Annotated in this window: 24 protein-coding genes; 6 read left to right on the forward strand and 18 right to left on the reverse strand. The window is 40.8% G+C overall.

Annotated elements, in window-relative coordinates; all coding sequences use genetic code 11:
* Positions 1-11 precede the first annotated feature (11 nt).
* Positions 12-1349 (reverse strand): xylose isomerase, encoded by a 1338-nt coding sequence (xylA, locus tag BA79_RS13035; protein WP_017367424.1) that lies wholly within the window; start codon positions 1347-1349, stop codon positions 12-14.
* A 213-nt stretch (positions 1350-1562) separates the two neighbouring features.
* Between xylA and xylR the strand changes: the two genes are divergently transcribed.
* Entirely contained in the window at positions 1563-2723 is a 1161-nt protein-coding gene (xylR, locus tag BA79_RS13040) for a transcriptional repressor XylR (protein WP_035703222.1), read from the forward strand.
* Positions 2724-2769: 46 nt separating this feature from the next.
* Here xylR and BA79_RS13045 read toward each other — a convergent pair whose 3' ends face one another.
* The 3 genes from BA79_RS13045 to csaA all read right to left on the reverse strand — a co-directional run bounded on the left by BA79_RS13045 (position 2770) and on the right by csaA (position 6643).
* Positions 2770-4377 (reverse strand): glycoside hydrolase family 43 protein, encoded by a 1608-nt coding sequence (locus BA79_RS13045; RefSeq protein WP_035703225.1) that lies wholly within the window; start codon positions 4375-4377, stop codon positions 2770-2772.
* 24 nt (positions 4378-4401) lie between these two features.
* Entirely contained in the window at positions 4402-5793 is a 1392-nt protein-coding gene (locus tag BA79_RS13050; RefSeq protein WP_007500679.1) for a glycoside-pentoside-hexuronide (GPH):cation symporter, read from the reverse strand.
* A gap of 517 nt (positions 5794-6310) precedes the next feature.
* Positions 6311-6643 carry a chaperone CsaA gene (gene csaA, locus BA79_RS13055; RefSeq protein ID WP_035391774.1) on the reverse strand — a complete coding sequence of 111 codons (333 nt, stop codon included), beginning with the start codon at positions 6641-6643 and terminating at the stop codon, positions 6311-6313.
* 244 nt (positions 6644-6887) lie between these two features.
* Here csaA and BA79_RS13060 point away from each other — a divergent pair, with 244 nt between their 5' ends.
* On the forward strand, positions 6888-7367 hold the full coding sequence (locus BA79_RS13060; RefSeq protein ID WP_007500681.1) for a hypothetical protein: 480 nt from the start codon (positions 6888-6890) through the stop codon (positions 7365-7367).
* Here BA79_RS13060 and BA79_RS13065 read toward each other — a convergent pair.
* From BA79_RS13065 to BA79_RS13095, 7 genes are all read right to left on the reverse strand, one after another.
* Positions 7364-8989: a YndJ family protein gene (locus BA79_RS13065; RefSeq protein ID WP_035703229.1), complete on the reverse strand. Its 1626-nt coding sequence runs from the start codon at positions 8987-8989 to the stop codon at positions 7364-7366. The genes BA79_RS13060 and BA79_RS13065 overlap by 4 nt on opposite strands.
* A complete protein-coding gene (locus BA79_RS13070; RefSeq protein ID WP_035703231.1) occupies positions 8982-9587 on the reverse strand; it encodes a DUF4166 domain-containing protein in 606 nt (201 codons plus the stop codon). The genes BA79_RS13065 and BA79_RS13070 overlap by 8 nt, the downstream gene beginning before the upstream one ends.
* Complete coding sequence (locus BA79_RS13075) at positions 9550-10431, reverse strand: membrane protein (RefSeq protein ID WP_035391767.1); 882 nt, start codon at positions 10429-10431, stop codon at positions 9550-9552. The genes BA79_RS13070 and BA79_RS13075 overlap by 38 nt, the downstream gene beginning before the upstream one ends.
* Before the next feature lie 151 nt (positions 10432-10582).
* Positions 10583-11155 carry a TetR/AcrR family transcriptional regulator gene (locus BA79_RS13080; RefSeq protein ID WP_035703235.1) on the reverse strand — a complete coding sequence of 191 codons (573 nt, stop codon included), beginning with the start codon at positions 11153-11155 and terminating at the stop codon, positions 10583-10585.
* Between the two features lie 3 nt (positions 11156-11158).
* Positions 11159-11878 (reverse strand): MBL fold metallo-hydrolase, encoded by a 720-nt coding sequence (locus BA79_RS13085; RefSeq protein WP_035703237.1) that lies wholly within the window; start codon positions 11876-11878, stop codon positions 11159-11161.
* A 38-nt stretch (positions 11879-11916) separates the two neighbouring features.
* Positions 11917-12393, reverse strand: coding sequence for a GyrI-like domain-containing protein (locus BA79_RS13090; protein WP_035703240.1), 477 nt, complete (start codon positions 12391-12393; stop codon positions 11917-11919).
* 54 nt (positions 12394-12447) lie between these two features.
* Positions 12448-13371, reverse strand: a complete 924-nt coding sequence (locus BA79_RS13095; protein WP_035703242.1) for a helix-turn-helix transcriptional regulator — start codon at positions 13369-13371, stop codon at positions 12448-12450.
* 118 nt (positions 13372-13489) lie between these two features.
* On the opposite strand from BA79_RS13095, the gene BA79_RS13100 reads away from it, so the two are divergent.
* The gene (locus BA79_RS13100; protein ID WP_025207492.1) at positions 13490-14014 is read left to right on the forward strand and encodes a CcdC protein domain-containing protein; all 525 of its coding nucleotides are present in this window, start codon (positions 13490-13492) and stop codon (positions 14012-14014) included.
* A 35-nt stretch (positions 14015-14049) separates the two neighbouring features.
* Here BA79_RS13100 and czrA read toward each other — a convergent pair whose 3' ends face one another.
* The gene (gene czrA, locus BA79_RS13105; protein ID WP_007500691.1) at positions 14050-14379 is read right to left on the reverse strand and encodes a Zn(II)-responsive metalloregulatory transcriptional repressor CzrA; all 330 of its coding nucleotides are present in this window, start codon (positions 14377-14379) and stop codon (positions 14050-14052) included.
* Between the two features lie 187 nt (positions 14380-14566).
* Here czrA and BA79_RS13110 point away from each other — a divergent pair, with 187 nt between their 5' ends.
* Complete coding sequence (locus BA79_RS13110) at positions 14567-15892, forward strand: APC family permease (RefSeq protein WP_035703247.1); 1326 nt, start codon at positions 14567-14569, stop codon at positions 15890-15892.
* A gap of 97 nt (positions 15893-15989) precedes the next feature.
* A complete protein-coding gene (locus BA79_RS13115; RefSeq protein ID WP_035703248.1) occupies positions 15990-16652 on the forward strand; it encodes a lysozyme family protein in 663 nt (220 codons plus the stop codon).
* A gap of 87 nt (positions 16653-16739) precedes the next feature.
* Here the strand turns inward: BA79_RS13115 and prpB are convergent, their stop codons facing one another.
* The 4 genes from prpB to BA79_RS13135 form a co-directional block, all read right to left on the reverse strand.
* Positions 16740-17657, reverse strand: coding sequence for a methylisocitrate lyase (gene prpB, locus BA79_RS13120; protein WP_035703253.1), 918 nt, complete (start codon positions 17655-17657; stop codon positions 16740-16742).
* 12 nt (positions 17658-17669) lie between these two features.
* Positions 17670-19106: a bifunctional 2-methylcitrate dehydratase/aconitate hydratase gene (locus BA79_RS13125; RefSeq protein ID WP_024718585.1), complete on the reverse strand. Its 1437-nt coding sequence runs from the start codon at positions 19104-19106 to the stop codon at positions 17670-17672.
* A gap of 2 nt (positions 19107-19108) precedes the next feature.
* Entirely contained in the window at positions 19109-20251 is a 1143-nt protein-coding gene (gene mmgD / locus BA79_RS13130) for a citrate synthase (protein WP_019743303.1), read from the reverse strand.
* Between the two features lie 167 nt (positions 20252-20418).
* Positions 20419-20958 (reverse strand): DUF420 domain-containing protein, encoded by a 540-nt coding sequence (locus BA79_RS13135; RefSeq protein WP_008346516.1) that lies wholly within the window; start codon positions 20956-20958, stop codon positions 20419-20421.
* A 204-nt stretch (positions 20959-21162) separates the two neighbouring features.
* Here BA79_RS13135 and BA79_RS13140 point away from each other — a divergent pair, with 204 nt between their 5' ends.
* On the forward strand, positions 21163-21669 hold the full coding sequence (locus tag BA79_RS13140) for a GNAT family protein (RefSeq protein ID WP_019743302.1): 507 nt from the start codon (positions 21163-21165) through the stop codon (positions 21667-21669).
* Positions 21670-21821: 152 nt separating this feature from the next.
* On the opposite strand, the gene BA79_RS13145 is transcribed toward BA79_RS13140, so the two are convergent.
* Positions 21822-22613, reverse strand: a complete 792-nt coding sequence (locus BA79_RS13145; RefSeq protein WP_007500712.1) for a LysM peptidoglycan-binding and 3D domain-containing protein — start codon at positions 22611-22613, stop codon at positions 21822-21824.
* Between the two features lie 256 nt (positions 22614-22869).
* Positions 22870-24651, reverse strand: coding sequence for a DNA helicase RecQ (gene recQ, locus BA79_RS13150; RefSeq protein ID WP_035703256.1), 1782 nt, complete (start codon positions 24649-24651; stop codon positions 22870-22872).
* Positions 24652-24764 lie beyond the last annotated feature (113 nt).

The raw sequence follows: 24764 nt of genomic DNA on the forward strand, positions 1-24764 counted from the left end.
AGCCCGCTCCATTAATCTTCTAACAAATATTGATTCAATCTGGCTTTCAGCTGTTCCTCTCTGCCAGATTCGTTTCTGATGAGCGGATGTTTCAGTGCATATTCTTCTAATGTATGAAAGTTTGCCTTTCCTTCTGAAATCTCCCGTCCAATTCCTTCAGAAAAACTGCGGTACCGGTGCTTGATCACATCTTCAAACACACGGTCTTCTATGAGTCTATGAGCCACCCGCAGCCCTTTTGCGAATGCATCCATCCCCGCAATATGGGCATACAGAAGATCTTCCAGTTCAAAGGAGGCTCTTCTGACTTTTGCATCAAAATTGAGACCGCCTGTTCCAAGTCCGCCATTTTGCAAAATTTCATACATGGCGAGTGTTGTGGCATATAAATCCGTTGGGAATTCATCTGTGTCCCATCCTAGAAGGGAGTTTCCTTGGTTGGCATCAACGGAACCGAGCAGTCCATGAATTCTTGCTACACGCAGCTCATGCTCAAACGTATGACCCGCTAATGTCGCATGATTGGCCTCGATATTTAATTTAAAGTGTATATCCAATCCATATTGTTTTAAAAAGGCGATCGATGTCGCTGCATCCGTATCATATTGATGAGTTGTCGGTTCCTTCGGCTTTGGCTCAATTAAAAATTGACCTGTAAATCCAATTTCTTTTGCATAATCGACCGCCATATGCAAAAAGGTCGCCAAATGGTCAAGCTCTCTTTTCATATCTGTATTCAGCAGTGTGTCGTAACCTTCTCGTCCTCCCCAGAAAACATAATTTTCTGCGCCGAGTTCCTTTGCTGTTTCGATGCCCTTTTTCACTTGTGCTGCTGCATAGGCAAATACATCTGCATGACAGGATGTCGCTGCACCGTGAACAAATCTTGGATGCTTAAACATATTAGCCGTGTTCCATAGAAGACGAACCCCGCTTTGCTGCATGTAATCTTTCATTCTTTCTATGATGATGTCTAACTGTTGATTGGTCTCTTGAAGCGTGTCGCCCTCTGGTGCAATATCACGGTCATGGAATGAAAAATACGGGACATCCAATAGATCAAAGAGCTGAAAAGCCACTTCCAATCTAGCCTTCGCCAAATCCATTCCACTATAAGAATCCCATGCCCTTTTCATCGTGCCAGTTCCAAACATGTCTGTTCCATCAGCAGTCAATGTATGCCAATAAGCGACGGAGAATCGCAGGTGATCTTTCATTGATTTTCCGCCAATCATTTCGCTCGGATTATAATATTTAAATGCGAATGGGTTCTTTGAATGTTTTCCTTCATATTGAATGTTGCCAATCCCTTGTAAACTACTTAACGAAGTCATATTTGATTTGACCATAAGTGATTCCCCCTATATATTCACTTAGTAAGTTGATTCAACAAACAAATGAACGAGTTGACCAACTAATCTCTTTGAATTTTCCATATTTTTTAGTTTTTTAGAAATATTTTCGTTATAATAAAGTGAAAAGCATGTTTTATAGAGAATGAACTCGACAAAAAATGGCTTTTCTTCACTTAATCTAAAGACGAAACAAATGGAGTGGATACAATGGATATTGCGGATCAGAACTTTGTGAAAAAAATAAATCAAAAGCTATTGCTAAACGAAATTCTGCACCATGCACCAATTTCCAGAGCAAAATTATCTGAACGCACTGGGTTAAATAAATCGACCGTTTCTTCTCAAGTGAGTACATTAATGAAAGAACATCTTGTTTATGAAATCGGTCAAGGTGAATCTAGCGGCGGAAGAAGACCCGTGCTTCTCATGTTTAATAAACGTGCAGGTTACTCTATCGGCATTGATGTCGGTGTTGATTATGTCAACGGCATTTTAACAGACCTTGAAGGGTCGATTATTCATGATGAGCAGCTCAAGCTCCCATCCAGCACACCTGATGTGACCGTCCGAATATTAATTGAATTGATTCAGCAGTTACGTTCACACATTCCTTCTTCTCCATACGGGCTGATTGGTATAGGGATTTGTATACCAGGTCTGGTCGATGCAGATGAACAAATTGTGTTTACGCCTCATTCAAAATGGAAAAATGTCGATCTAAAAACAAGTCTCCAAGACACATTCCAAGTACCGGTTTTTATCGAGAATGAAGCAAATGCCGGTGCGTACGGTGAAAAAATCTTCGGTGCTGCTAAACATTATGACCATCTGATCTATGCAAGTATCGGCACTGGTATTGGAATAGGCATCATTATCAATCATCATTTATATAGAGGCACAAACGGTTTTTCTGGTGAAATGGGACATATGACGATCGACTTTAATGGACCGACATGTAGCTGCGGAAATCGTGGTTGCTGGGAACTGTATGCATCTGAGAAGGCACTGTTCCAATCGCTCCAAACAGATGGTCAGCCATTCACCTATCAAGATATTGAGCGGCTGGCGAAGTTAAATGATATGAAGACACTCAATGCCTTGCGTAACTTTGGCTTTTACATTGGGGTAGGTCTCACAAACGTTCTGCATACCTTCAACCCACAAGCCGTTATTTTACGAAACAAGGTCATTGAATCTGAGCAGGCCGTTCTAAGTGTCATTCAAGATGAAGTATCCTCTAGAATGGATGCACAATTCAGCTCACGGGTGGAGCTGCTCCCTTCGTCATTAGGACAAAACGCACCAGCCTTAGGGATGACATCTCTTGTCACTGAAGCTTTTTTGCGTGATGTCACGCCTTCACCATAATTGAATACATGTTAAAGAGAGACAGCCTTTAGAGTGTTGTCTTTTTTTATTCAGTTGTTTCTTCGTATCGAAAATACTTAAAATCGGCAGGCAGACGTTCGCCGCTTGTGTCTTGGCACTGCATTCCGACAAAAGCCCCTGTAAAGAACCCCCCTCCTCGAATAAAATCATCTGATAAATGGGTCGATTCAAGCGGTACATCTATTTTTTCCCACTCTTGTTGATCAAAAGAATAAGAATACGTGTACGTCTCTCTCTGAACGGTCACTTTTAAATGCACATACGGAATCTCGTCTGGGATGATGATTTTTTTGATTAGCGGCTGAGAAAAGGCCAGATTTTCACACACAGATAACTCGAGGATACGGCCAAGCGCCTCGTCATAAGTCACCTGAAGTGCAGTCCAATTTTCCGTATTATAATAATTCACAAGACCTGCCGCTTGCTGAAAGTTTTTCGGAAAGAAGGAAACCGCTGTCTCTGCTTCAAAATAAAAGCTTTGCCAGCGCCTCGCAACAAACGCTTGGGTAAATTTAGACGTTAAAGATTCCTGCCCATACAGCCTTAAATGATGAGGATTTTCCGTCACTGAACCAATCTGATCCGTAAATGGGATTCTTAATGTTTGAAAATGTCTATTTAACGATGAATCTTTAAATTCATCGACTATGTGATAGGTTGGAGAGAACTCTTTTACGCTCATCGCAGGCGCTTCAACCTCTAGGAGCCCCTCTTTTCCGCCTACCACATACGGCCAGCCATCTTTCCATTCAAGCTTTTGTATGGCTGTCTCTCTTCCTAAAGGGCACCAGCCTCTTTGCTGAAAAATGGATTCCTTACTTGAATGAATTGGACGGCCAGTCAGATGAGCCAAATACCATTCATTTGTATGCGTTTGTACAATGGAAGCATGCCCGCATTTTTGTAGTGGATGGCTAGGCGCGTGAAAAGCCGTTAAAATTGGGTTGTCAGGATGAACCTCATACGGCCCATCAATACGCGAGGAACGGGCGATTGTGGCTGCATGTTCGTAACGTGTTCCCCCTTCAGCTGTTAATAAATAATAGACATCATTGATGTAATAAAGATGCGGGGCTTCTGTCAGTTTGATTGGCGTGCCTTTAAAAATGACCTTCCGTTCACCGACCAGTTTTTTTTCAGATACACTATATTCCTGTAAGGCTATACCTGCAAAAGAATGATGTTTTTCTCGATGGTCCCACAGCATATTCAACACGTATTTCTTTCCGCTTGGATCATGGAACAAGGAAGGATCAAACCCAGAACTATTGAGTCGAACCGGATCGCTCCACTCGCCATCTACTGCATCAGCTGTGACCAAATAATTATGACCATCCTTAAACGGACCATCTACTACTTTAATATCTGAATAGATGAGCCAAAACTGACCATCCGCATAACTTAAACACGGCGCCCAAACCCCGCCGGAATCAGGATTTCCTTTCATATCGAGTTGAGAAATTTTTTGCAAGGGACGCGCGGCGAGCCGCCAGTGGACGAGATCCTTTGAGTGATAAATTTGCACCCCCGGGAACCATTCAAATGTAGAAACCGCCATGTAATAGTCCTCTCCCGCACGGCAAATACTTGGGTCAGGGTTAAACCCTTTGAGCACTGGATTGGTAATGTTCATTGAATTTCCTCCTCTTTCAGAGAGCTACATTTTAAAGTCGTCCATATGATCGATATACACCTTGTCTCTATTCTCAAGCTCTCGTATGACTTTTTTATGTTTTTCTTCATCTAGGTTATAAAAATTAATATCAACCATCGCTAAAATGAGTAAGCATACAGGAATCACCGTTGTCGTGATTAAAATGCCCAGTAAAGCTTCTGGTGTTTGCACTTGATTTGCAATATAACCAAATCGGTCAAGGACAAGCCCTGGAACGATGCCGCCTAAGGCCATCCCAAATTTAAAGAAGAAGCCAATCACTGCGTAGATCAGTCCACCCATTCTTTTCCCTGTTTTATATTCGCCATATTCAACGGTTTCAGGAATGAGTGCCCACATGTAAGCACCTGCTGTAATACTCCCTGCAGCCGCAACGAGCCTGAAAATAAGTATTAAAGTGATTTGACTCGGCGGGATCACAAGTAAGGCAAGAAGGCCTACAATATTCAGCAATAATGAATAATTCAGCAGCTTTTTCTTTCCTAACAACTTGTGTAGCTTAGGGATAAACGGCAACACCATTAAAGCTGGCAGACTGCCAATCAGGCCGTACCACTTCACTAAATCCTCTCTGCCGAGGTTATACGTCACATAATAGATCCCGACTGAGTTGCTGATCGAGTTCACACCAAAGATAATGATAAAGAAAATGCTTAACACAACAAGCGGACGATTCACTCGTAACTGGACAAAGAGATCACTGAACTTGATCTTTTCCTCTGGCTTTTGAAGCGTGACGCGCTCATTCGTACTTTTAAAACAGAAAATCAGTAATCCGCCCCCAAGTACGCCGAGAAATGCCATCGTGATCTGCCAGCCAAGTGCTGTATTTCCTGTTGTATCACTCAAAAACGTCGCAAGAAACGGAACAAAAAAAGCAACAACTAAACCACCGAGATTTGCAAAAAGCATACGAACAGACGTAATACTGACGACCTCTTGGTTATTTCTTGTCATTGCGGAAGTTAAAGCACCATAAGGAACATTGATGAACGTGTATGTAAGCGATAAACCAACATACGTGATGTACGCATAAATGAGTTTTCCCATTTCGGAAAAATCCGGTGTCGTAAAACAAAGAATGGCAAGAACGGCAAAAGGTAACGCACCAAATAACAAATAAGGTCTAAACCGGCCAAAACGGCTGTTCGTTCGGTCAACCATCGCCCCAATAAACGGATCTGCAAGCGCATCGATGGCCCGAACCACCAAAAACATCGTCCCTGCTGCTGCTGCTGATAATCCATACACATCCGTATAAAAAAATAATAGATACGTAGAGACAGTTGCATAAATTAAATTACATGCGAAATCTCCTGAAGCATACCCCACTTTTTCAGACATACGAATCTTCTTTAAATTCTCACTCACCATGAGTTTTCTCCCTTCTTCACTTAGCCTCTTCTAACGGACAGATGGTGCAGGGCAGCAGCAATCAATAGGTCGAAAATAAAGCGCTTTCAATTCGTTGTAAAAATGAAGCTGAACAGCTCTTTCTTTCAGCTTAGCCCACATAGCAGCAAATCATGTGCTTTAAACAATAGATCAATAGATGATCGCTATCTTAGTTTATCGATTAAACAAACTAAGATGAATTCATTTTATAAAATATGATCTGACTTTTCAATATTTTTCGAAAAAATAATCCAAATAATTGATTTCTTGTCATTTTTTCTAAGATATGAGGAGATGAACCTTCTTTTTATCTTCCAAAAACAAAGAGAACTCAAATAATGGTTGCATTCATACCAATCCCATGCTATATTAATCAAGCGATGAGCTGAATTGTGTAAGTCGGGTAACACGTCTCTTTGAGACACACACGAATGTGGCGTGTGGTTATTCCGCCTCAATACGCAAAAGACATCTTCTGATGAAGATGTCTTTTTTCTTACCCTATTTTGGTGCCATTTTCAACCGGCTCATCGGTGGCAAGCAGGACAACGTCTTCTTTTGACGGCATGCCTCCTAAGACAAGCACCTCTGATTTAAACCCGGCAATTCTTCTTGGCGGGAAATTGACCACTGCAATAATTTGTTTCCCAGTGAGATTCTCAGCCTGATAACGTTTTGTCAGCTGTGCACTAGATTGTTTTATGCCAATCTCATCCCCAAAGTCAATCTTCAGCTTGAAAGCAGGCACTCTCGCTTCTGCAAAGAACTCTGCTTCTACTATCGTCCCAACACAAATGTCTAATGCTAAAAACTGTTCAATATCTGCCATTAGAATCTCTCTCCCTTTCAATCTTTCATAAAAGATGACCACTTGTCTTCCACTAATTTCTTAATTGTAGCACACCCTACTCTTCTAAAAGAAAGGGTTAAAAAGACTATTCATTGAAAATCCTTTTTAGTTTACATAATCATTTTATAGTAGTCTATTAAATATTTGCATCATGAAAATGAATTCGGTAAAATGGCAAATAATCCTACTGCTTCCTCCCAAATATATCAGGGAGGGTTAACACTTGTTTACATTATCAGATATGTGGACGTTTTGCTGGTCGTTTTTCGTCATTCTTCCTATCGTTGCCATCTTGCATCAGCTGGGCCATATTGTAGTCGCATGGCTGTTTGGAGCAAAGGTTTCGTTTGCACTTGGCCGAGGCAAAAAAGTATTGAAAATAGGCGTCGTTGAAATTAGAAGAATCTATTTTCTAGATGCATTTTGCCACTATGAAGAAATGAGGAGAAATAACCGTTTCTCACACATACTTGTCTACTTAGGCGGATCATTATGCAACCTGCTCAGTGTTCTCATATTGAATACAATGATCGCCAATGATTTCCTGCCAGAACATCAATTTTTCTATCAATTTGCTTACTTCTCAGTCTACTATGTATTTTTTGCTTTACTGCCAGTACAGTATGCAGATCATCATCCGAGTGATGGGCAAGCGATTGTGAACATCATTCGTCACGGTGAACCATGCGACATCATTGACTAAGATGAGGGGCTTTCACTGGCGATTTGATACTGAATCGTTAAAAAAGGAATACCGAATAACTTCATTTGATGAATTGCTGTGAGACTTTTTTCCGTCTCTGCTTTCATATGAAAGCTTTCTTCCATTGGCAGTTTCATGGTGATGAAAGACGTATGCAAATACAATCCTTCATCGCCCGTACTGCCTTTTGGACTTTTACTTTTTAATAGAAAATCTTCCTTTTCATTCAAAGGTTTTAAAATTGCCGTAAGCTGTGAAAAAGGAAGCGGCAAAGCAATATTCATATAGACTGTCTCTTCATCATGGTGCTGAGCATAGAGCGCATAAAAGACTTGCTCGCCTTTCTCATTGCGCCTGATCCACACACGTACATTCTTCCTATCTTCAAGAGGATGTTGAAATCTTGAAAGACTCCCCGGCATTTCATATGGCAATCGTGATGACCCTAAATAGAGTTGTCCTATTTGTCTAAAAACAGGTTGAAGCAAAAAGACAAACGGCCTTACCCACCAATGAAAACAGACGGCTGCTTTTAACGTAAACGACATCGGGTCCTCATAAAATCTGCGAATAACAGGTGACACACTCTCTGCTGAAAATGCCTTTCCATTTAATTGGTCAAGAGAATCGACTAAACCAATCTTCTCATCATGCTGCATGTCGTCATGTTGAAAAGACATGACCTGAAAACGACCGTGAACTCTCGATACCGGAAAATCCTTCTGTTTCAATCGATCAGCTGGTTTTTCAATCAACCATCCTATGAGACCTGGTAAAATAACCAAACTTGCATTGATACTGCCATGAAACCAAATCATTTGATCCATGCTGATGTAGGTAACATGTAAAAGCATTCCGGCAGAATAAAGGAATGATAGGACGATCGTTCCCATTAACATGATGCTAGAAAACACAACGAACCCTTTTGCGACAGTTGAACGAAAAGAAGTTGTCATACATAAAATTCCATACAAATAAAGTGCGATCACATAAAGAACGACGCTGAACGTATCAAACAGGCGAGAATAGCTGATTCCCACAGCAATCATAACTGGCGACAGTAAAATAACCCAGCCACCCACTTTGTATAGCGTCGTTTCTTTTTTGCGCTGCCTCCCCAATAATCCATAAAAGATAGGGATAAAAAAAGCCGAATAATGAAAATGAATAGCGGTCAAAAGTACAATCATCGGTGAAAATGTCATCACTTGTATATCTGCTATGTACAGCCAGAACCAAAGCCCACCTAGAGCGATATACATACATGCGCCATCGATCATCAGCTCATGAAGCGGATGGGCCCCTCTTTTCAGCAAACGGGTGAAACCAAATAAAGCCAGAATCATTGTAAAGAAAAGCCATCCCAATGCAAGCCAAAGAGAATGATAGATGAATGCGCCTGTTGCACATAGAGCTGCTACTGGAAAGGCTTTCATTATGAAGCCGATCAGCCCCTTCTGCTGCCGTTTCTTCTCTTCCTGATAAAAAAAGTGTAAGAAAGCGGGAAGAAAAAATAAAATCGCAATCAAAACAAAAAATTCTGGTATGGGAGCTGTCGTCAAACGTGTAACGAGAAAGCAGGACATCAACACGATGCTACACATCAAATGCCATTTATTCATGAGGTGACACCCTTTCCGTAAACCGGCCCTTATAAGTAAAAAGAGTGCCAAAAAGGCGATTTTTCACTTGAACATCAATCGTATACTCACCTGCATGCTCATCGTACCCTTCTGTTACATCAGATTCACCGTAAAGCCAAGAAGGCAGTGGCCACTCCCGCCCAAACAGCAAAAACTTTTGCTTACCTGATTGAATGTGCAAGAATCCTTTTTCCGTGACTGTAAAATGAAGCTCTGACACAAGAAGCCTAGGTTTTCCAAAGTAGTCTAGTACTTGATGGCTCTTCTGATCAATGATCATATCTGCATCAAAATGTCTTTCCTTGTCAGGAAAATAGAACGTTCGAAACCAGTGCATCCCTTCTTCTCCCTTACTTGTCGTAAAAGGCTTGTTCACAATTTGGAAGGGAATATTTCGCCCTCTTTCAGGAAAAAAACAGCGAAACAATGGACCGATTTTGAATAACAATCGGATGAGCTTTGTCCCGCCTCCTATTTCCTCCATGATGCCTTCGGCCGTAAACGCGCGGTTATAACGTTCTTTTAATGCTGGATGCAGCTTATCGTAGTCTTTTACTTGATGATGATGAACGACCATGTCTACCTCCCCTTTTTCGTTTGATCGAAAACACATCTACACAATCTTTTAAATTGATCATTCCTGCAACGGATAAAATGAAAAATGCACTCAGCACCAGCGGCTCGTGCAGAGTCGTTTCTGGCGATAAAATCCCTATACCAAGCATCAGTAGCAGAAAGATGCTTTGAAGGATGAATATATATTTCTTTGGCAGTTTAGGCATGAGCCATGATACACCTAATAGCGCATAAAACAATCGAAATCCGGTGCTATGATCAAAAGCAGAAGGTGAAAAAGGAATGATCGCTTGACATAACCAGACGATGGCAAACAACAAACAAATGCCATAATGGGCAAGTGTTCTCTCTAGCAGCAAACGGGGATGCGTTCCCTTTTCAAGCCACGTCTTTAATGCGCCAAAGCTAAAGGCAGTCATAAACCCCATCATTGGCCGAAAAAAGAACCGGTCTGCCCATTTCCACCCTTTTCCTTCCTTTGTTTCATAATCAAATTGCGTTTGAAACACAATGTGATCATTCGTTTTCATGTATTTCCAATACCCTCCGCCTTCTTTGATGAAAGACAAAGGGTGTGATGATTTAAATTGAAGTGAGGATGCTCTTTCATGACGCTCATCCTTCACGCTCGTTCGATACGCTCCTGTCCCAGTTACACTAATGCCGAATCCAAGGTGTTTCTCATACAAAAAGGATTGGGGCTGTTCATCACTAGGTCCATTTAATGAAATGGTCGAAAATCGCAAATCCCATTGTTCATGAAGCTTTGGATTTTGCGTATACTCCCATACTTTTTCAATAGGTGCTTGAATGGTTGTTTCCACATAAACAGGCTTTCTTTTCATCTGCCTCTACTCCTCTATGTGAATTATTTCACATAATAAGCATACCATGTTTCACAAAACTGTCAAATCTTTATTGGTTTTTTGCCCAAAAAATGTTTTGATTTGTTTACATCTCCTTCATCAAATCGGTTCGATACATAAAAAAGACCTGTCAATGAGACAGATCTTCTTGCTCTTTGATGCCTGCAATATAAAGACGGACCGCATAGCTCACACTATCTTCAAGCTGTTCTTTCCGTTGAAATCCTTTTTTGTTTGAAATATCTCCAAAGCCGTGCAGTAAGCTTCTGAGACCTCTGACGACATGCGTCATGTCCTCTTCTTTTACACCAAAACGAGACATGATGGATTGGACAAAATCAGCAAGATTCTCTGCAACCACACTGACTTCTTTTTCATTCATATGTGAAAAAGCAGCCTCATAAAGACCGGGATGCTGACGAACAAATTGAACATATTGTCTTGCAAATGCTAAAACAGCGTCTTCTTTTTCCAGCCCCACTGTTACTTGTTTGCCGGCCTCACAAAGCATTGTCAGCCCCTTGACAGCAAGAGCTGCCTGTATTTCATGAAGACCAGATATATGGTTGTAAAGAGATGGTGGTCTGATGTTAAGCCGTTTGGACAATGTAGCAATGGTCAAAGCGGAAAAGCCCTCCTCATCGACAAATTCGATGGCAGATTCAACAATTTTTTCTTGTGTGATACCCATTCTTGGAGACATGGCTTACTGTCCTCCCTTTTGTAGCTGATGCTTCCTTTTTTCGATAGCGGCTCTGAGCTTTGCCTCAGGCTCTATGATGAGATCACCATGTCCTGCTGCGAGACAAGACAAGGGAAATGCCAGTAATTTTTCAGCGCTTTTTAGTGCTGTTTCTGCATCCCAAGTGGCAAAAGCCGGGAATGGGAAGGTGAAGCGAAACTCACCCGTTACAAATAAACCGCCTTTTGTCACAACTGCATCACCCGCAATGACAACCCCTGACTTTTCATCGTATAAAGAGATGCTTCCTGGTGTATGTCCTGGTGTGGCAATGACTTTCAGGGACCCAATCTCGTCCCCTTCTTCAACAAGCACGTCTGGTTTTGTGAGAATGTCTTTTGAAAAACTGCCTTTGACTTTTTTCTCTGGTTCACCAGGAAGTAAAGAGAAATCGCCAGCAAACAGGCGAGCATCTCGTTTCGATAAATAAACAACTGCCTCTGGAAAAGCCTTTTTCACTTCATCTAGTGCGCCAATATGATCCATATGACTATGAGTCAGAATAATTTTGTTAATGGGTTTGTTTAATTGATGTGCAAATTCAATTATCGAGCTTGCTGCCATTTTCAAAGCTGCATCAATTAAGATGAGTTCATTCTCTTCCTCAAATACATAACAATTTACCGGAAAAATACGTGGCATGAGTGTAAGCTGGTGCAAACGGTCAAATGTTGTCAATCTCATCTTGTTTTCCCCCTAAAACTAATGTCGTTAGTTTTATATTAACTAATACCATTAGTTTTAGCAACTATTTTTTCATCGACTGCTATATAAATATCAATTTGTGCTTCTTTTGGATCAATCGATCGTTCGTCGTACCATTCAAAATCGCCAGTATATGTTCGCAAGTGACGCTGATCCCAGCTCCAAATCTGCTGCCATGTTTCAAACACAACCTCTTCAATCGGGCCCTTTCTCGTTTGAAATCTTGCGTAGGTGGAGCCTGGAATCTCTTTTGCATCTTGTGCTAGCTGCTGGTCAACCAATTGCCCCGCTGTGAACAAATAAGCGCCATTTTCATCCTTTTCATAATCTGAATACAGCCCTATGACTGGCGCATGGCCCCCGTCGAGCTGCTGCGTGAAAAATTGCTGCCAAAGCGGTGCAATCTTCCGCTCGTTTGTTTGCTCCATTTCATTTGTTGTTCGAACAGATAATCCCTTGATCCATTGTTTCTGTAAAATCACGATATCGTACATACATTCTCATCTCCTTTTTTTCCATCATATAAAAAGAAACCTGACAACATTGTGTCAAGTTCCTTTTGGTTTTTGAAATTGTTTCAACTTGAGATCAAATGCTTCCCGAACGGATAGCGGAGAGACAATCTCGACATCTGGCCCTAAATAAAAAAGAAAGCTATATAACCAATCATCCTGAGGCAAAGCGATTGTGGCAAGATACGTACCATCTGCACATACGGTGAATTCATTTTCATCTATCCATTCCTTCACTTTACCAACAGAATCTTGAGTCAACCTGAGCGTTAGTGTACTGACGGAAGGTTCTTCATGCCAAGAATCATTCCAAGGCTTGTCTTCATTTTTTATTCGTTTAGGAAGAAAAGATACTGAATGCGTGATAAGGTCTGACATTCTTTTGAGTTTAAACAGACGAAACGCTTTTTTCTCGCAGCAATACGCATACAAATACCAGTGTCTTCCTTTTAAGACAAGTGTATAAGGCTCTACTTTTCTAGGAAGTGTTTCGCCTTTTGCATTGCGATAGGTGAACTGGATATATTGATGCGCTGAGGCAGCGGTATGAATGAGCTGGAGCTTCTTTTCTAAGTAGCTGTCTTTCCCCCAAGAGCTTAAATCAATAAAGACATGTTGCTGTTTCTCATTTTGAGGCGGGATCAGGGATTTCATTTTCTTTAGTACATGTTCACTTTCTTTAAAGGTGTATGCACTCGTAATGCTTTCAAGAGCTGTTAAAATCAGTTCAATATCATCATCGGTGAATAATTTTTTCTCTAGACGATAGTCGTCAACGAGTGAAATTCCACCCCCTGCGCCTTGTTTTGTGACAACTGGAATCCCCGCTTGATTAATCGTATCAATGTCACGGTATATGGTTCTTACGCTCACTTCATGTAGTTCAGCGAGGTCTTTCGCCTGTACTTGCCGTTTGCTAATCAGTATCATCACAATGGACAAAATGCGATCGATTTTCATGACTTTTCCTCTTTTTCATAAATATAGGTTTTGATTTGATAAAAAAAGAAAGAATGGTAATGATAAGTAACAGCCAGCATTCGTTTACATCCCTGCCTGTGCAGGAGGAGGTTGCATCATGACACATCACGTATGGCAGTTGTTCATGATCGGGATCGTCATGCTCGTCTGGATCATCATTCGAATGAATCGAATGAGACGCTATCAGCTTGTGCGCCCGGTAAATCTTTTCATGAGAATGTATGTATTTAGTCTCACTGCCCTTATTCTCTTATCAGAAGGATGGCAAAATCACAGTATTTTTATCTATGCCGTCATTGGCATGATCTTCGGGAGCAGTCTCGCCATCCACGCCTATCAGACGATTCAGATGAAATTAGAAAATGGCCGGCTGTATATGAAAACAAGTAAATGGATTGAAAGCTTTATTTTATGTTTGTTTTTATCTAGGCTTGCATTTAAATCGGTCAATCTGACAACACATGCGATCACCAAAATGGATATCGTTGAATTGTATCAGCATATTGTCAGCGATGATGCGCTGACAATACTCAGCTTTTTCCTTCTAGCGGCTTACTATATTGTGTTTTCTTATCAAATGATGAAAGCAAATAAACGATCAACCCAAGTACATCATGCATAAAAAACCTTCCTATATAAAAGTAGGAAGGTTTTTTCTCAATCATGCTGTGCATGGTGTATCATTTGTTCAAGCACTTCCATCACATGCTGATCTTCAGGACTGTAAAAAATCGAGGTCCCTGCTCGTCTAGATTTCACGAGACGAAGATTTTTTAAAAAGCGCAGCTGATGAGATACGGTTGATTGCATAAGGTTTAGTGTTTCTGCTATATCATTTACTGAATGTTCACCTTGAGACAGCAAATGCAGAATACGAATACGCGTCGGATCAGATAAGGCTTTAAATGTTTGGGAGACAAGAAATAGACTTTCTTCGTCCAGCTCCATCCGTTCCTGTTCTTGATTTGTATTCAGTTCTTCCTTCATTTCGCTTCACCTTTCTTGTCAGTCAACTCACGACTTATTCTATGTATCATCATATACCAAAACGTGTAGCATGCAAAGCTTCCACACCTTTTGAAAAAAGATTTATTCAAATAGCATTGACACGTGGTAGCATTCTTTTTAAAATGAGCATTATTTATACATTTTTTTAGAGGAGCTGATAGGCAAATTGACTGAAGAGCCAAGACTAAAACGCAGCCTGACTGTTTTTCCGCTTGTTGTGATCGGGCTTGCTTATATGGACCCACTTGTCGTATTTGATTCATACGGCATTGTTGCTCAGCTGACGAAAGGACACGTTGCTGCAGCTTATATCTTTACTTTACTGGCATTACTATTGACAGCGCTTAGCTATGGGAATATGGTGAAGGCTTTTCCAAAAGCAGGATCTGCATATACATACGCGCAAAAAAGTATTCATCCTCACGTTGGCTTTCTTGTAGGCTGGACACTATTGCTAGACTATTTATTTTTGCCTATGGTGAATTTTGCAATCGGAAGTGCTTATTTAACCGCAGCCTTTCCTGATGTACCTCATTACATTTGGATCATCATACTTGCTATCGCCATAACGACTGTCAATGTAATCGGTATACGTCTTACAGCCAACATTACAGCGCTATTTGTGACCTTTCAGGTGATTGTCGCTGTTACATTTGTTGGGTTTATTATTTATGGGCTCACGCAGCATGCAGGCACAGGAGAGTTACTGTCAACCCGTCCGTTTTATTCAGCGAGCTTAGATCCCGCCCTTATTTTTTCCGGCGCAACGATTTTATGTTTTTCTTTTCTAGGATTTGATGCGATTTCGACCATGTCTGAGGAAACAATTAAGCCAAAAAGAACGATTCCTCTCGCCATATTTTTAACGGTCGCTATTGGAGGTGTGCTGTTTACCCTTACCTCTTATTTTTTACAGCAGGTGTTTCCAAATTTTCAACAGTTCAAGCATCCAGATGCGGCATCACTTGAAATTGCGGAATTTGTGGGCGGAGCGTTTCTCCACTCATTCTTTTTAGCCGGCACCATGGTCGCTGTCATCTCTTCCTCCCTATCATCACATGCAAGTGCCGCAAGACTCTTGTATGCGATGGGAAGAGATCAATCATTACCAAAGCGTTTCTTCGGTTATATTCACCCAACATTGAAAACGCCTGTATTTAATATTTTATTAATTGGTGTTTTTTCGTTAACCGCAGTTGTTGGTGAGCTTGAGGTCATTTACTCGTTTATCAGCTTCGGGGCATTAATTGGATTTACGTTTGTTAACTTGTCTGTTTTCGCCTACTATTTCATCAAACAAAAACAAAGAGGTGTATTAAACACACTGAGGTATGCCATCATCCCGCTTTGCGGAACGGCTTTTTGTATTTGGCTCTTAACAAGCATCAGTACAAATGCATTAATCATCGGCATGGTGTGGCTCATGATCGGTTTTGTTTATTTCTGCTATAGACTGAAATCAAGAACAGAATTTACGTTTGGCTATGATTGAATATAAGGTTTTCACTTGGTATCCTGTGCAGGATATGGCATAATATAAAGGCTGTACTTCCCTTTTAAAAGCGGGGCAAAACAGGGGTGAACTGACCTTGAAAAAGAAAAAAACAGGATGTTTTGCCATTTCAGGCTGTTTCACGATTTTTCTGTTTGTTTGCGTATTAGCGGCCATTGTCATTTCCTTTAATCAAAAGGAGTTAAAAAAGCTGCCGATTGATACGGAATCAATTGTTTTGTCGAGATTGGATGATTACAAACCGCTTGTAGAAACAGAGTTAAGAGATCAAGATTTAGATCAATATACCGCGTTAATTCTCGGTATGATGTATCAAGAATCAAAAGGCAGAGGCGGAGATCCAATGCAGTCCTCTGAATCTCTTGGTTTGAAACGAAATGAAATCAATGACCCTCAGAAAAGCATTAAACAAGGAGTCCATCATTTTTCGACTATGTACAAGCATGGGAAGAAAAAAGGCGTTGATTTGGAAACCATTATTCAAAGCTATAACATGGGAATCGGCTATATTGATTTTGTTGCAAAAAACGGGGGAAAACATTCCGAAAAATTGGCAAAGCAATACTCCAAAAAGCAAGTGAAGCGAAACCCTGAAGTCTATACATGCGGGGGCGACAAAGATAACTTCCGCTATCCGTATTGCTACGGTGATTTCACTTATGCTAAAAAAGTAAAAGAAAAAACGAAAACAGTTGAAGAAAAGATGAAATTGGCTTCATCATCCACACCATCATCGTAAAAAAAGCACTTCCGTGAAGGAAATGCTTCAAATTGTTGACAAAGGGCTAAAATGAATTTTATTTTAGCCCTTTGTCTTCTTTTCATCTTATGAATGCTCTTTCCCGATTTCCGGCAGGATCGTTTTGGCTAAATGCTGATCCATTTCTTCATATTCATCATAATGAATCGTTTCATATAGCTCTTTTCTCGTTTGCATGTCCTCCAGCATTCCCTGCTGCGTCCCCTTTTCTTTAATCTCTGTAAATAAACGCTCATACGCTTTTGCAGCAACTCTCAGGGATGTCACTGGATAAATCACCATTTGAAAGCCAAACATAGAAAATTCGTCTGCATGATAATAAGGTGTTTTTCCAAACTCCGTCATGTTTGCAAGAAGCGGCCCTTTTATATTATTTGAAGCATACGTGAAATCTTCTGCTGTGATCAGCGCTTCAGGAAAAATGGCATCTGCTCCTGCTTCTAGATAGAGATTAGCCCGGTGAATGACATCCTCCATCCCGTTTACTGACTTCGCATCCGTTCTTGCGATGACGAGAAGTGTAGGTGCCGCTTGTTTGATCGCTTTGATTTTCGCCATCATGTCTTCTACAGAAACGAGTGATTTTCCGTTTAAATGTCCGCATTTCTTCGGCATTTGCTGATCTTCAATTTGAACAGCCGCTACCTTGCTCTCAACCATCTCTTTTGCTGCTCTGGCTGCATTTAATACCCCGCCATAGCCAGTATCCATATCAACTAAAAGAGGCAGCTGAGAAGCTCGAATGATTTCCTTTGCCTTTTCCGCCATTTCAGTGGAATGAATCATACCGAGGTCAGGAAGCCCTTTGCTTGCGCAAAAAGCGGCACCCGATAAATAAAGCCCTTTAAATCCCATTTTCCTCGCATAGAGCGCAGACATTCCATCGTGAACGCCTGGAATTTGAAATAAAGCAGATTTGTGCATTTGCTCTTTAAAAGCTGCGGCTAAGTCAGCTTGACTTACTTCATCATTCACGATCCACACACTAGCTCCCCCTTATATGACAAATAAGTCCATAAATGCTGGTACTGTCGTTGTTTTTAATTGATTTGGATTTTGGCAAAGTGAAACAATTTGATCGACTTGTTTTTGTGGAAATCTCGTTTTCAAATGATATACCCATTTCTTTTCAAGCAGCGGGATCCCTTCCTGCCTTCTTCTGCGATGACCAAGCGGATATTCAATTTCGATTCGATCTGTCATCGTTCCGTCTTTAAAGAAGATTTGAACACAGTTTGCAATTGATCTCTTTTTCGGATCTAAATAGTCTTCTGTATACCGTTTATCTTCTTTCACGATCATTTGATCACGCAAACGGTCAATGAGCGGATTCTGCGCCGTTTCTTCTTCATAATGATCAGCGGTCAGCTCACCATAGATTAACCCAATGGCTGTAATATACTGCAAGCAATGGTCACGGTCTGCCGGGTTGTAAAGCGGTCCTTTTTTATCAATAATTCGAATGGCTGATTCATGTGTCGTAATCTCTATCCTGTCAATCTCATCTAAACGGTCTTTTACCGCGTCATGTAGAATGACAGCGGCCTCAGCGGCAGTTTGCGCATGAAATTCTGCTGGATAAGCAATTTTAAAGAGTACATTTTCGATCACATATGACCCAAGCGGCTGGGCAAGTGTGAGTGGTTTTCCTTTCATTAACACATCTTCAAACCCCCACTTTTCTGCACTGAGGGGCGTTTGATAGCCCATTTCTCCTTTCAATGTCATCATCGCTAGTCTCACTGCACGGCTTGTTGCATCCCCTGCTGCCCATGATTTCCTCGATCCTGTGTTTGGGGCGTGGCGGTACGTTCTAAGCGGTGAATTGTCCACAAATGCTTGTGATAATACATGCTGCACATCTTCTTTCGTTCCGCCAAGCATTGCACAAACGACTGCACTTGATGCCACCTTGACAAAAAGAACATGATCCAAGCCATTTCGATTCAAACAATTTTCTAAAGCAAGCACACCTTGTATTTCATGTGCCTTTACAATCGCATGCAGTACGTCATTCATCGAAAGCGGTTCTTCTCCGTTTGCAAGCCTCGTTCTGCTGATATAATCGCTTACAGCCAATATCCCGCCTAGGTTATCTGAGGGATGCCCCCACTCCTGTGCAAGCCACGTGTCATTATAATCTAACCAGCGGATCATACATCCTATATTAAACGCCGCTTGAACAGGATCTAATACAAATGAAGTGCCGGGCACTCTTGCTCCGTTAGGGACAACAGTTCCAGGTACGATGGGTCCAAGATGCTTCGTGCATTCTGGAAAGTTGAGCGCCAGCATTCCGCAGCCGAGTGTATCCATGAGTACATACCGAGCTGTTTCAATGGCCTCTTTGCTCGTAATTTCTCCATCCACGGCATAAGCTGCGATATCTTCTAATAGTTGATCTGTTTGATTGGCTACTGCTGTTTTATTCATCTTCATTCCCCCGTTTTTCCATCATCATTTGAGACTTTTAATCCTCTTGGTCCTAAATACCTTACTCTCGGTCTAAAAATCCGATTGTGTGAATGCTGCTCGATGACATGCGCTGCTAATCCGCTTGCTCTCGCAGCAAAAAAAATCGGTGTATAAAGTGAAATAGGAATACCGAGCACGTAATAAATAGGTGCTGCGTAATAATCAAGGTTTGGATAGAGGTTTTTCTTTTCTTTCATGTATGCCTCGCCTGCGACGCACATGTCATAAAGCGTCGTGTCTCCTTTTGATTCAGTAAGCGTTTTCAACGATCGTTTTAAAAGTGCCGCTCTTGGGTCCATTTTTCTCATGTATACCCGGTGTCCAAAGCCCATCATTTTTTCTTTTGCGGCTAATTTACGTTCGATGAGCGCAAGGAAACCTTCTGTTGTTTTGCCTTCGAGCAGCATGTGCATGACTGCTTCGTTTGCGCCTCCGTGTAAGTCACCTTTTAATGAAGAAATCGCTCCAGTAAAAGCACCATACATGTCAGAATGAGTAGATGCAATGACTCTTGCTGCAAATGTTGAATTCGGCAGCTCATGCTCACTATAAAGCGTGAGTGTTTGGTCAAATGCTTTGATTTCGTCTTGTGCCGGAGTGCGGCCTGTTAACATCGCTAGAAAGTTTTCAGTGTAGGATTTGGTCTGGTCTGGAGTAGGTGTGGTGTCTTGTGTGAGAATATGATAGCTTCCCGCAACAATCGCTGGTAGCTGGCCAAGTAATCGAACAGCACGCGCTTGTTGGCATGCTTCTGATCGATCATTCAGTTGTTCATCGTACCCTGCAAGAGCAGATAAACACGTTCTCATGGCATCCATTGGGTGAGTGGTTTTTGGCAGTTTTGTCAAAATGGTTTGAATGGTTGGATGTAAGCTTGTTTGTGAGGAAATATCTTGCTGAAATTGGTGATATTCCATTGCATCTGGTAATCTTCCATAAATGAGCAGATAGGCTGTTTCTAAGTACGTCTTGCTTTGTGCCAGCTCGATGAGGTCATAACCGCGAATCACAATTTCTTCTTGCTGGACATCTAGGAACGAAATTGACGTTTCGCTTGCCACAATGTCTTCAAGCCCCGGTTTGTACTGCAATTGTTCAGTCATCATATAACCCCCGTTTCGTTCAATTGTGTTCTCCAAACGAGCAAACGGCCAGACATGATGTGATTCTATAGGTGGGAAGATACCGTGCAAGTCGGATACCCAATTCCCATTTTATCCAAAGCAATTCATCTTGTAAATAAAAGAACGTATGTCCAGATGGACATACGTTAGCTGTAATATGGAGAAATCATAATATATACGATGACACCTGTTAGACTGACATAGAGCCAAAGAGGCATGGTCCATCTGGCAATTTTACGATGACGTTCGACTTGCATTTGTGCGCCTCTAAAGAGAGTGATCAGTGCAAGCGGTACAATGACGGCAGATAAGACGATATGTGTGATGAGAATAAAGAAGTAAATCGGACGAATGATTCCTTCTCCCCCAAAGTGTGTATCAGCTGCCATTGAATGATACGTCACATACGAAATTAAAAAGACAAGTGTGGTGGAAAAAGCCGCAAAGATAAATCGTCTATGGGCTTTAATGTTCTTTTGTTTAATCATAATGAGCGCTGAAAGTAAAAAGATAAACGTAAAACTGTTCATCACGGCATTCAGTAACGGCAGAAATGTAATATCCAGATGACTAAATTTATCTGTTTTTGGCATGAAAAATAATAAAGCAATTAAGCCGTTTATGGCAATTGTTAAAAAGACAACAATGCCGGTGAAATTTTTCGGTTTTTGATTCTGTTCGTTCATGTTTGAAAACCTCTCTTTATTAGTTCCGACTAAGAGTATGTTATTTAACTTTCTCTCTAAAGTCAATGAATTCGCTGTCTTCGTCGAATTTTAGACAAACTTGCCGATTGCCTGCCTTCTAGCGGCTTGAAAGATCCACTCACTTCCTTTAGAATGGGAATTTGTGTGGTTTTTATCAACTCTTCTATGAAAGGAGCAATAGACTTGTCAATCTTACAGGAAACAACAAAAGATGTGAAGACATTAGAGCAAGAATTACAGCAGTTGCAGTTCCAAATGTATCGAATGCAAGAAAATATAAAAGATATTTCAAAAAAAGCAAAGATTATTGGCATTGATCAAGCAAAGGAAGATGAATGGATGATCGTCTCTGCAATTGAGAATGCAGAGACGTGCAAAATCATGTTAAGCGATTGTGAAAAAGCTTTTCGCGGACAATCTGATTTTTCCTTAATCGCGGAATATCCTGAAGAAGGAAAGATTCACATTGCCGATATTAAAGGCCCGCCTGATAATGGCTATGGATCCATCTGTATGAAGCATTTAAAAGAAATCGCAAGAGAGCAAAACATTCCAGTCATTACTGGGGATCTCGTCAAAAGAGATTGGAATCATGTGGACCGCCTGATTCATTTTTATGAAAAACACCATTTTGATGTCCAAATCAATTGGAAAGAGCAAAGCGGAGAAATTTATTGGGTGGACAGCTAACGACACAAAAACCAGCGTTGAGATGGGCTTATACGCTGGTTTTTGTCGAAAATGCGAATTTTTCAGAAAAATATGTGTATTTCCGGCCAAAAAAAGGTATAATAAAAGCATCAGGCCGCCACCTGATGCTTTCTTCCAAAAACAATAGACTACTAGTTAAGTACTTTCACTTTGACTGATTTTACGCCCCAATTTTTAGCTTGGGATTTGCTTGGTACGTGTACATCAATTTTGTTACCTTTAATTGCGCCGCCAGTATCTGCTGCGATGGCTTCACCGTAGCCTTCAACATAAACCTTACTTCCTAATGGAATGACATTAGGATCTACTGCGATTACTTTTGCATTTGGGTTTTTGTTTAAGTTTACCCCTGTTGCAGTGATACCTGAGATGCCACCATCATTTGCTGTATAAGCCGTAGCCGTTACAGTCATTTCTTTTTGAACACTTTGACTAGCAGAAGATGATTCTGCTTTAGCTGTTTCCTTTTTAGGAGCAGCTTTTTTCGTTGTTTGCTCTTTTTGGACAGGTGCCTGTTTTTGAACAGGTTCTGAGCTTACCGGAGCTGAGCTTTGACCAGCAACACTTAGTGTTGAACCAATCATAATTATATCTGAGTTTAAGTTATTCCAAGACTTAATATCGCTAATTGACACATTGAATTTTTGAGCGATTTTCCAGAGGCTGTCCCCCTTCTGGACTTTGTACTGCTCCTGAGTTTTCTCTTTTGAAGAGATTGTCAATTTATCTCCTACATAGATCATGTCTGTAGATAAATTGTTCCAACCCTTTAGGTCCTTTAGAGACACATCATTTTTTTGAGAGATTCCCCAAAGTGTATCACCTTTCTGTACAGTGATTTCCTTTGCAGAAGCTTGCTGTGCTCCTAATGCTGTTGTTGAGATTGCTGCAACAGCAACCAAGGACATAATAGTCTTCTTCATAAAGTAAATCCTCCCTTGTTAGCTTTTTATGGCGGCTAACGAGTGCTATCGTAACATATGTAAATGTCATTTCAATAACAAAACGATATGTTTTAGATTACAGTTCCTTTACATGAAACATCTCTCTCCATTGGTAAATCAGCCCACTAAACGGCTCAATTCCGCACCATATCAAGGTTTTGTAGGGATGGAAATCATCATGATGAAAACGCGTCCAAGTGAAACGAAAAAAATTTATTTTCCTTCTTCAAACTCTTTATTTTTTCTCTTTTTCTATAAATAAACGAATTTCTTCTAAAAAAACATCTCCATATTTCTCTCTTTTTTGTGCGCCGACACCTTTAATATTTAAAAGTTCTTCTTCTGTTTTAGGCTCTACTGCTGACATTTCCTTCAATGTTTGATCAGAAAAGACAACAAATGGCGGAACGCCCTGCTCTCTTGCCAACTTCATTCTGACCATTCTTAACTGCTCAAATAATGCATCATTTTCTTGAATAGCCTCTGCCTTTATCGCCTGCTTTTTATAGACGGTCTCCTGCCCCACTAGCACTTTCTTTCCTTTTTGTGTCACTTTTAGTGTTGGAAAAGCTCCTTCAGACATGTGTAAATACTCTTCTGTAATTAAAAATTCAATGAAATCACTGATATGTTGGGCTGAATGCTGTTTCATTAAAGCATAAGTAGGAAGCCGGTCGAAACCAAAATCAAGCACTTTTTTGTTTTTAGAGCCGGCTAATACTTGAGCTATCATCATTTTTCCGAATCGTTCGTTCATTCTAACGGTACACGACAAAACCATTTGTGCTTCTCTCGTGACGTCTTCACGCTCTCTCTCGTCTAGACAGTTGCTGCATTTTTGACAAGGGGCACTTGATGATTGGTCAAAGTAATCCATCACAAATTGCTGAAGGCACTGTTCCGTATGACAGTAGTCTACCATTTGTCTCAACTTGAGCAATTCATGCTGATACCGCAATTCATCTTCTGTTGATTGTTCAATGAGGAAGCGCTGCACGCGTACGCCTTGCGGTGAAAACAGCAAAATGCATTCACTTTCAAGCCCGTCTCTCCCGGCACGTCCTGCTTCTTGGTAGTAACTTTCAATATCTCTTGGAATTTGATGATGAATGACAAAACGTACATTAGACTTATTAATCCCCATACCAAATGCAGATGTAGCTACCATTACTTGAATATCATCATTTAAAAAAAGATTTTGCTGTTCTTCTCTGACTTCATCATCTAATCCTCCATGATAAACACCCGCTCTGATTTTTTGCTTTTTTAGACGATGATAAATTTGATCTGCTTCTTTTCGTGTGGCTGTATAAATAATGCCTGACTCAAGACTGTTTTTCTTCATATATTGTGTGATGAATTGGTCGCTGTTTTGCCCTTTCACCACTTGAAAAGACAAATTTTCTCTAGCAAAACCAGTAAAGATTGTTTCTTCTTCGTCCATGCCAAGTTGCTCACATATATCCTGTTGGACCTTCTTTGTAGCAGTGGCTGTTAATGCTACAATAACAGGCCTATTTGAAAGCTTGTTTACACATTCTTGTATAAAGCGATAGCTCGGTCTAAAATCATGTCCCCACTCAGATATACAGTGCGCTTCATCAATAGCCATTAAAGGAATCGTCAGTCGATCAAGCAGCTGAAAAAAACGTTCATTTTGTAAGCGTTCAGGGGTGATATAAAGCAAATCATACTCCCCCTGTTCACATTTTTTCAGCCTTGTATTCATTTCACCTGCTGAAAGTGTACTATTTAAAAAGGACGATCGTATTCCCATCTCATTTAACGCATCAACCTGATCTTTCATTAAAGAAATAAGCGGAGATACAACGATTGTCGTTCCTTCCATCATAAGGGCAGGAATCTGGTAGCAAACCGATTTCCCTCCGCCTGTCGGCATAATGCAGACCGTATCCTTCCGTTTATTCACAATCGATTCAATGGCTTGTTTTTGTCCTTGTCTAAAAGTATCAAAGCCATAATATTGTTTAAGAAGTGCTTCTGCTTGTTGTAACATCCAATTCCCTCTCCGTCGTTTGTTTTGTCTATTTTAACATACATTTGTCCATCCACATTCGGTCTGTTCAAAATCGTCTTTTGGACAAAATAAAAAGCCATTTTCCAAAAATG

Origin of the sequence: Bacillus altitudinis 41KF2b, assembly GCF_000691145.1 — a bacterium.
Classification (GTDB): domain Bacteria; phylum Bacillota; class Bacilli; order Bacillales; family Bacillaceae; genus Bacillus; species Bacillus altitudinis.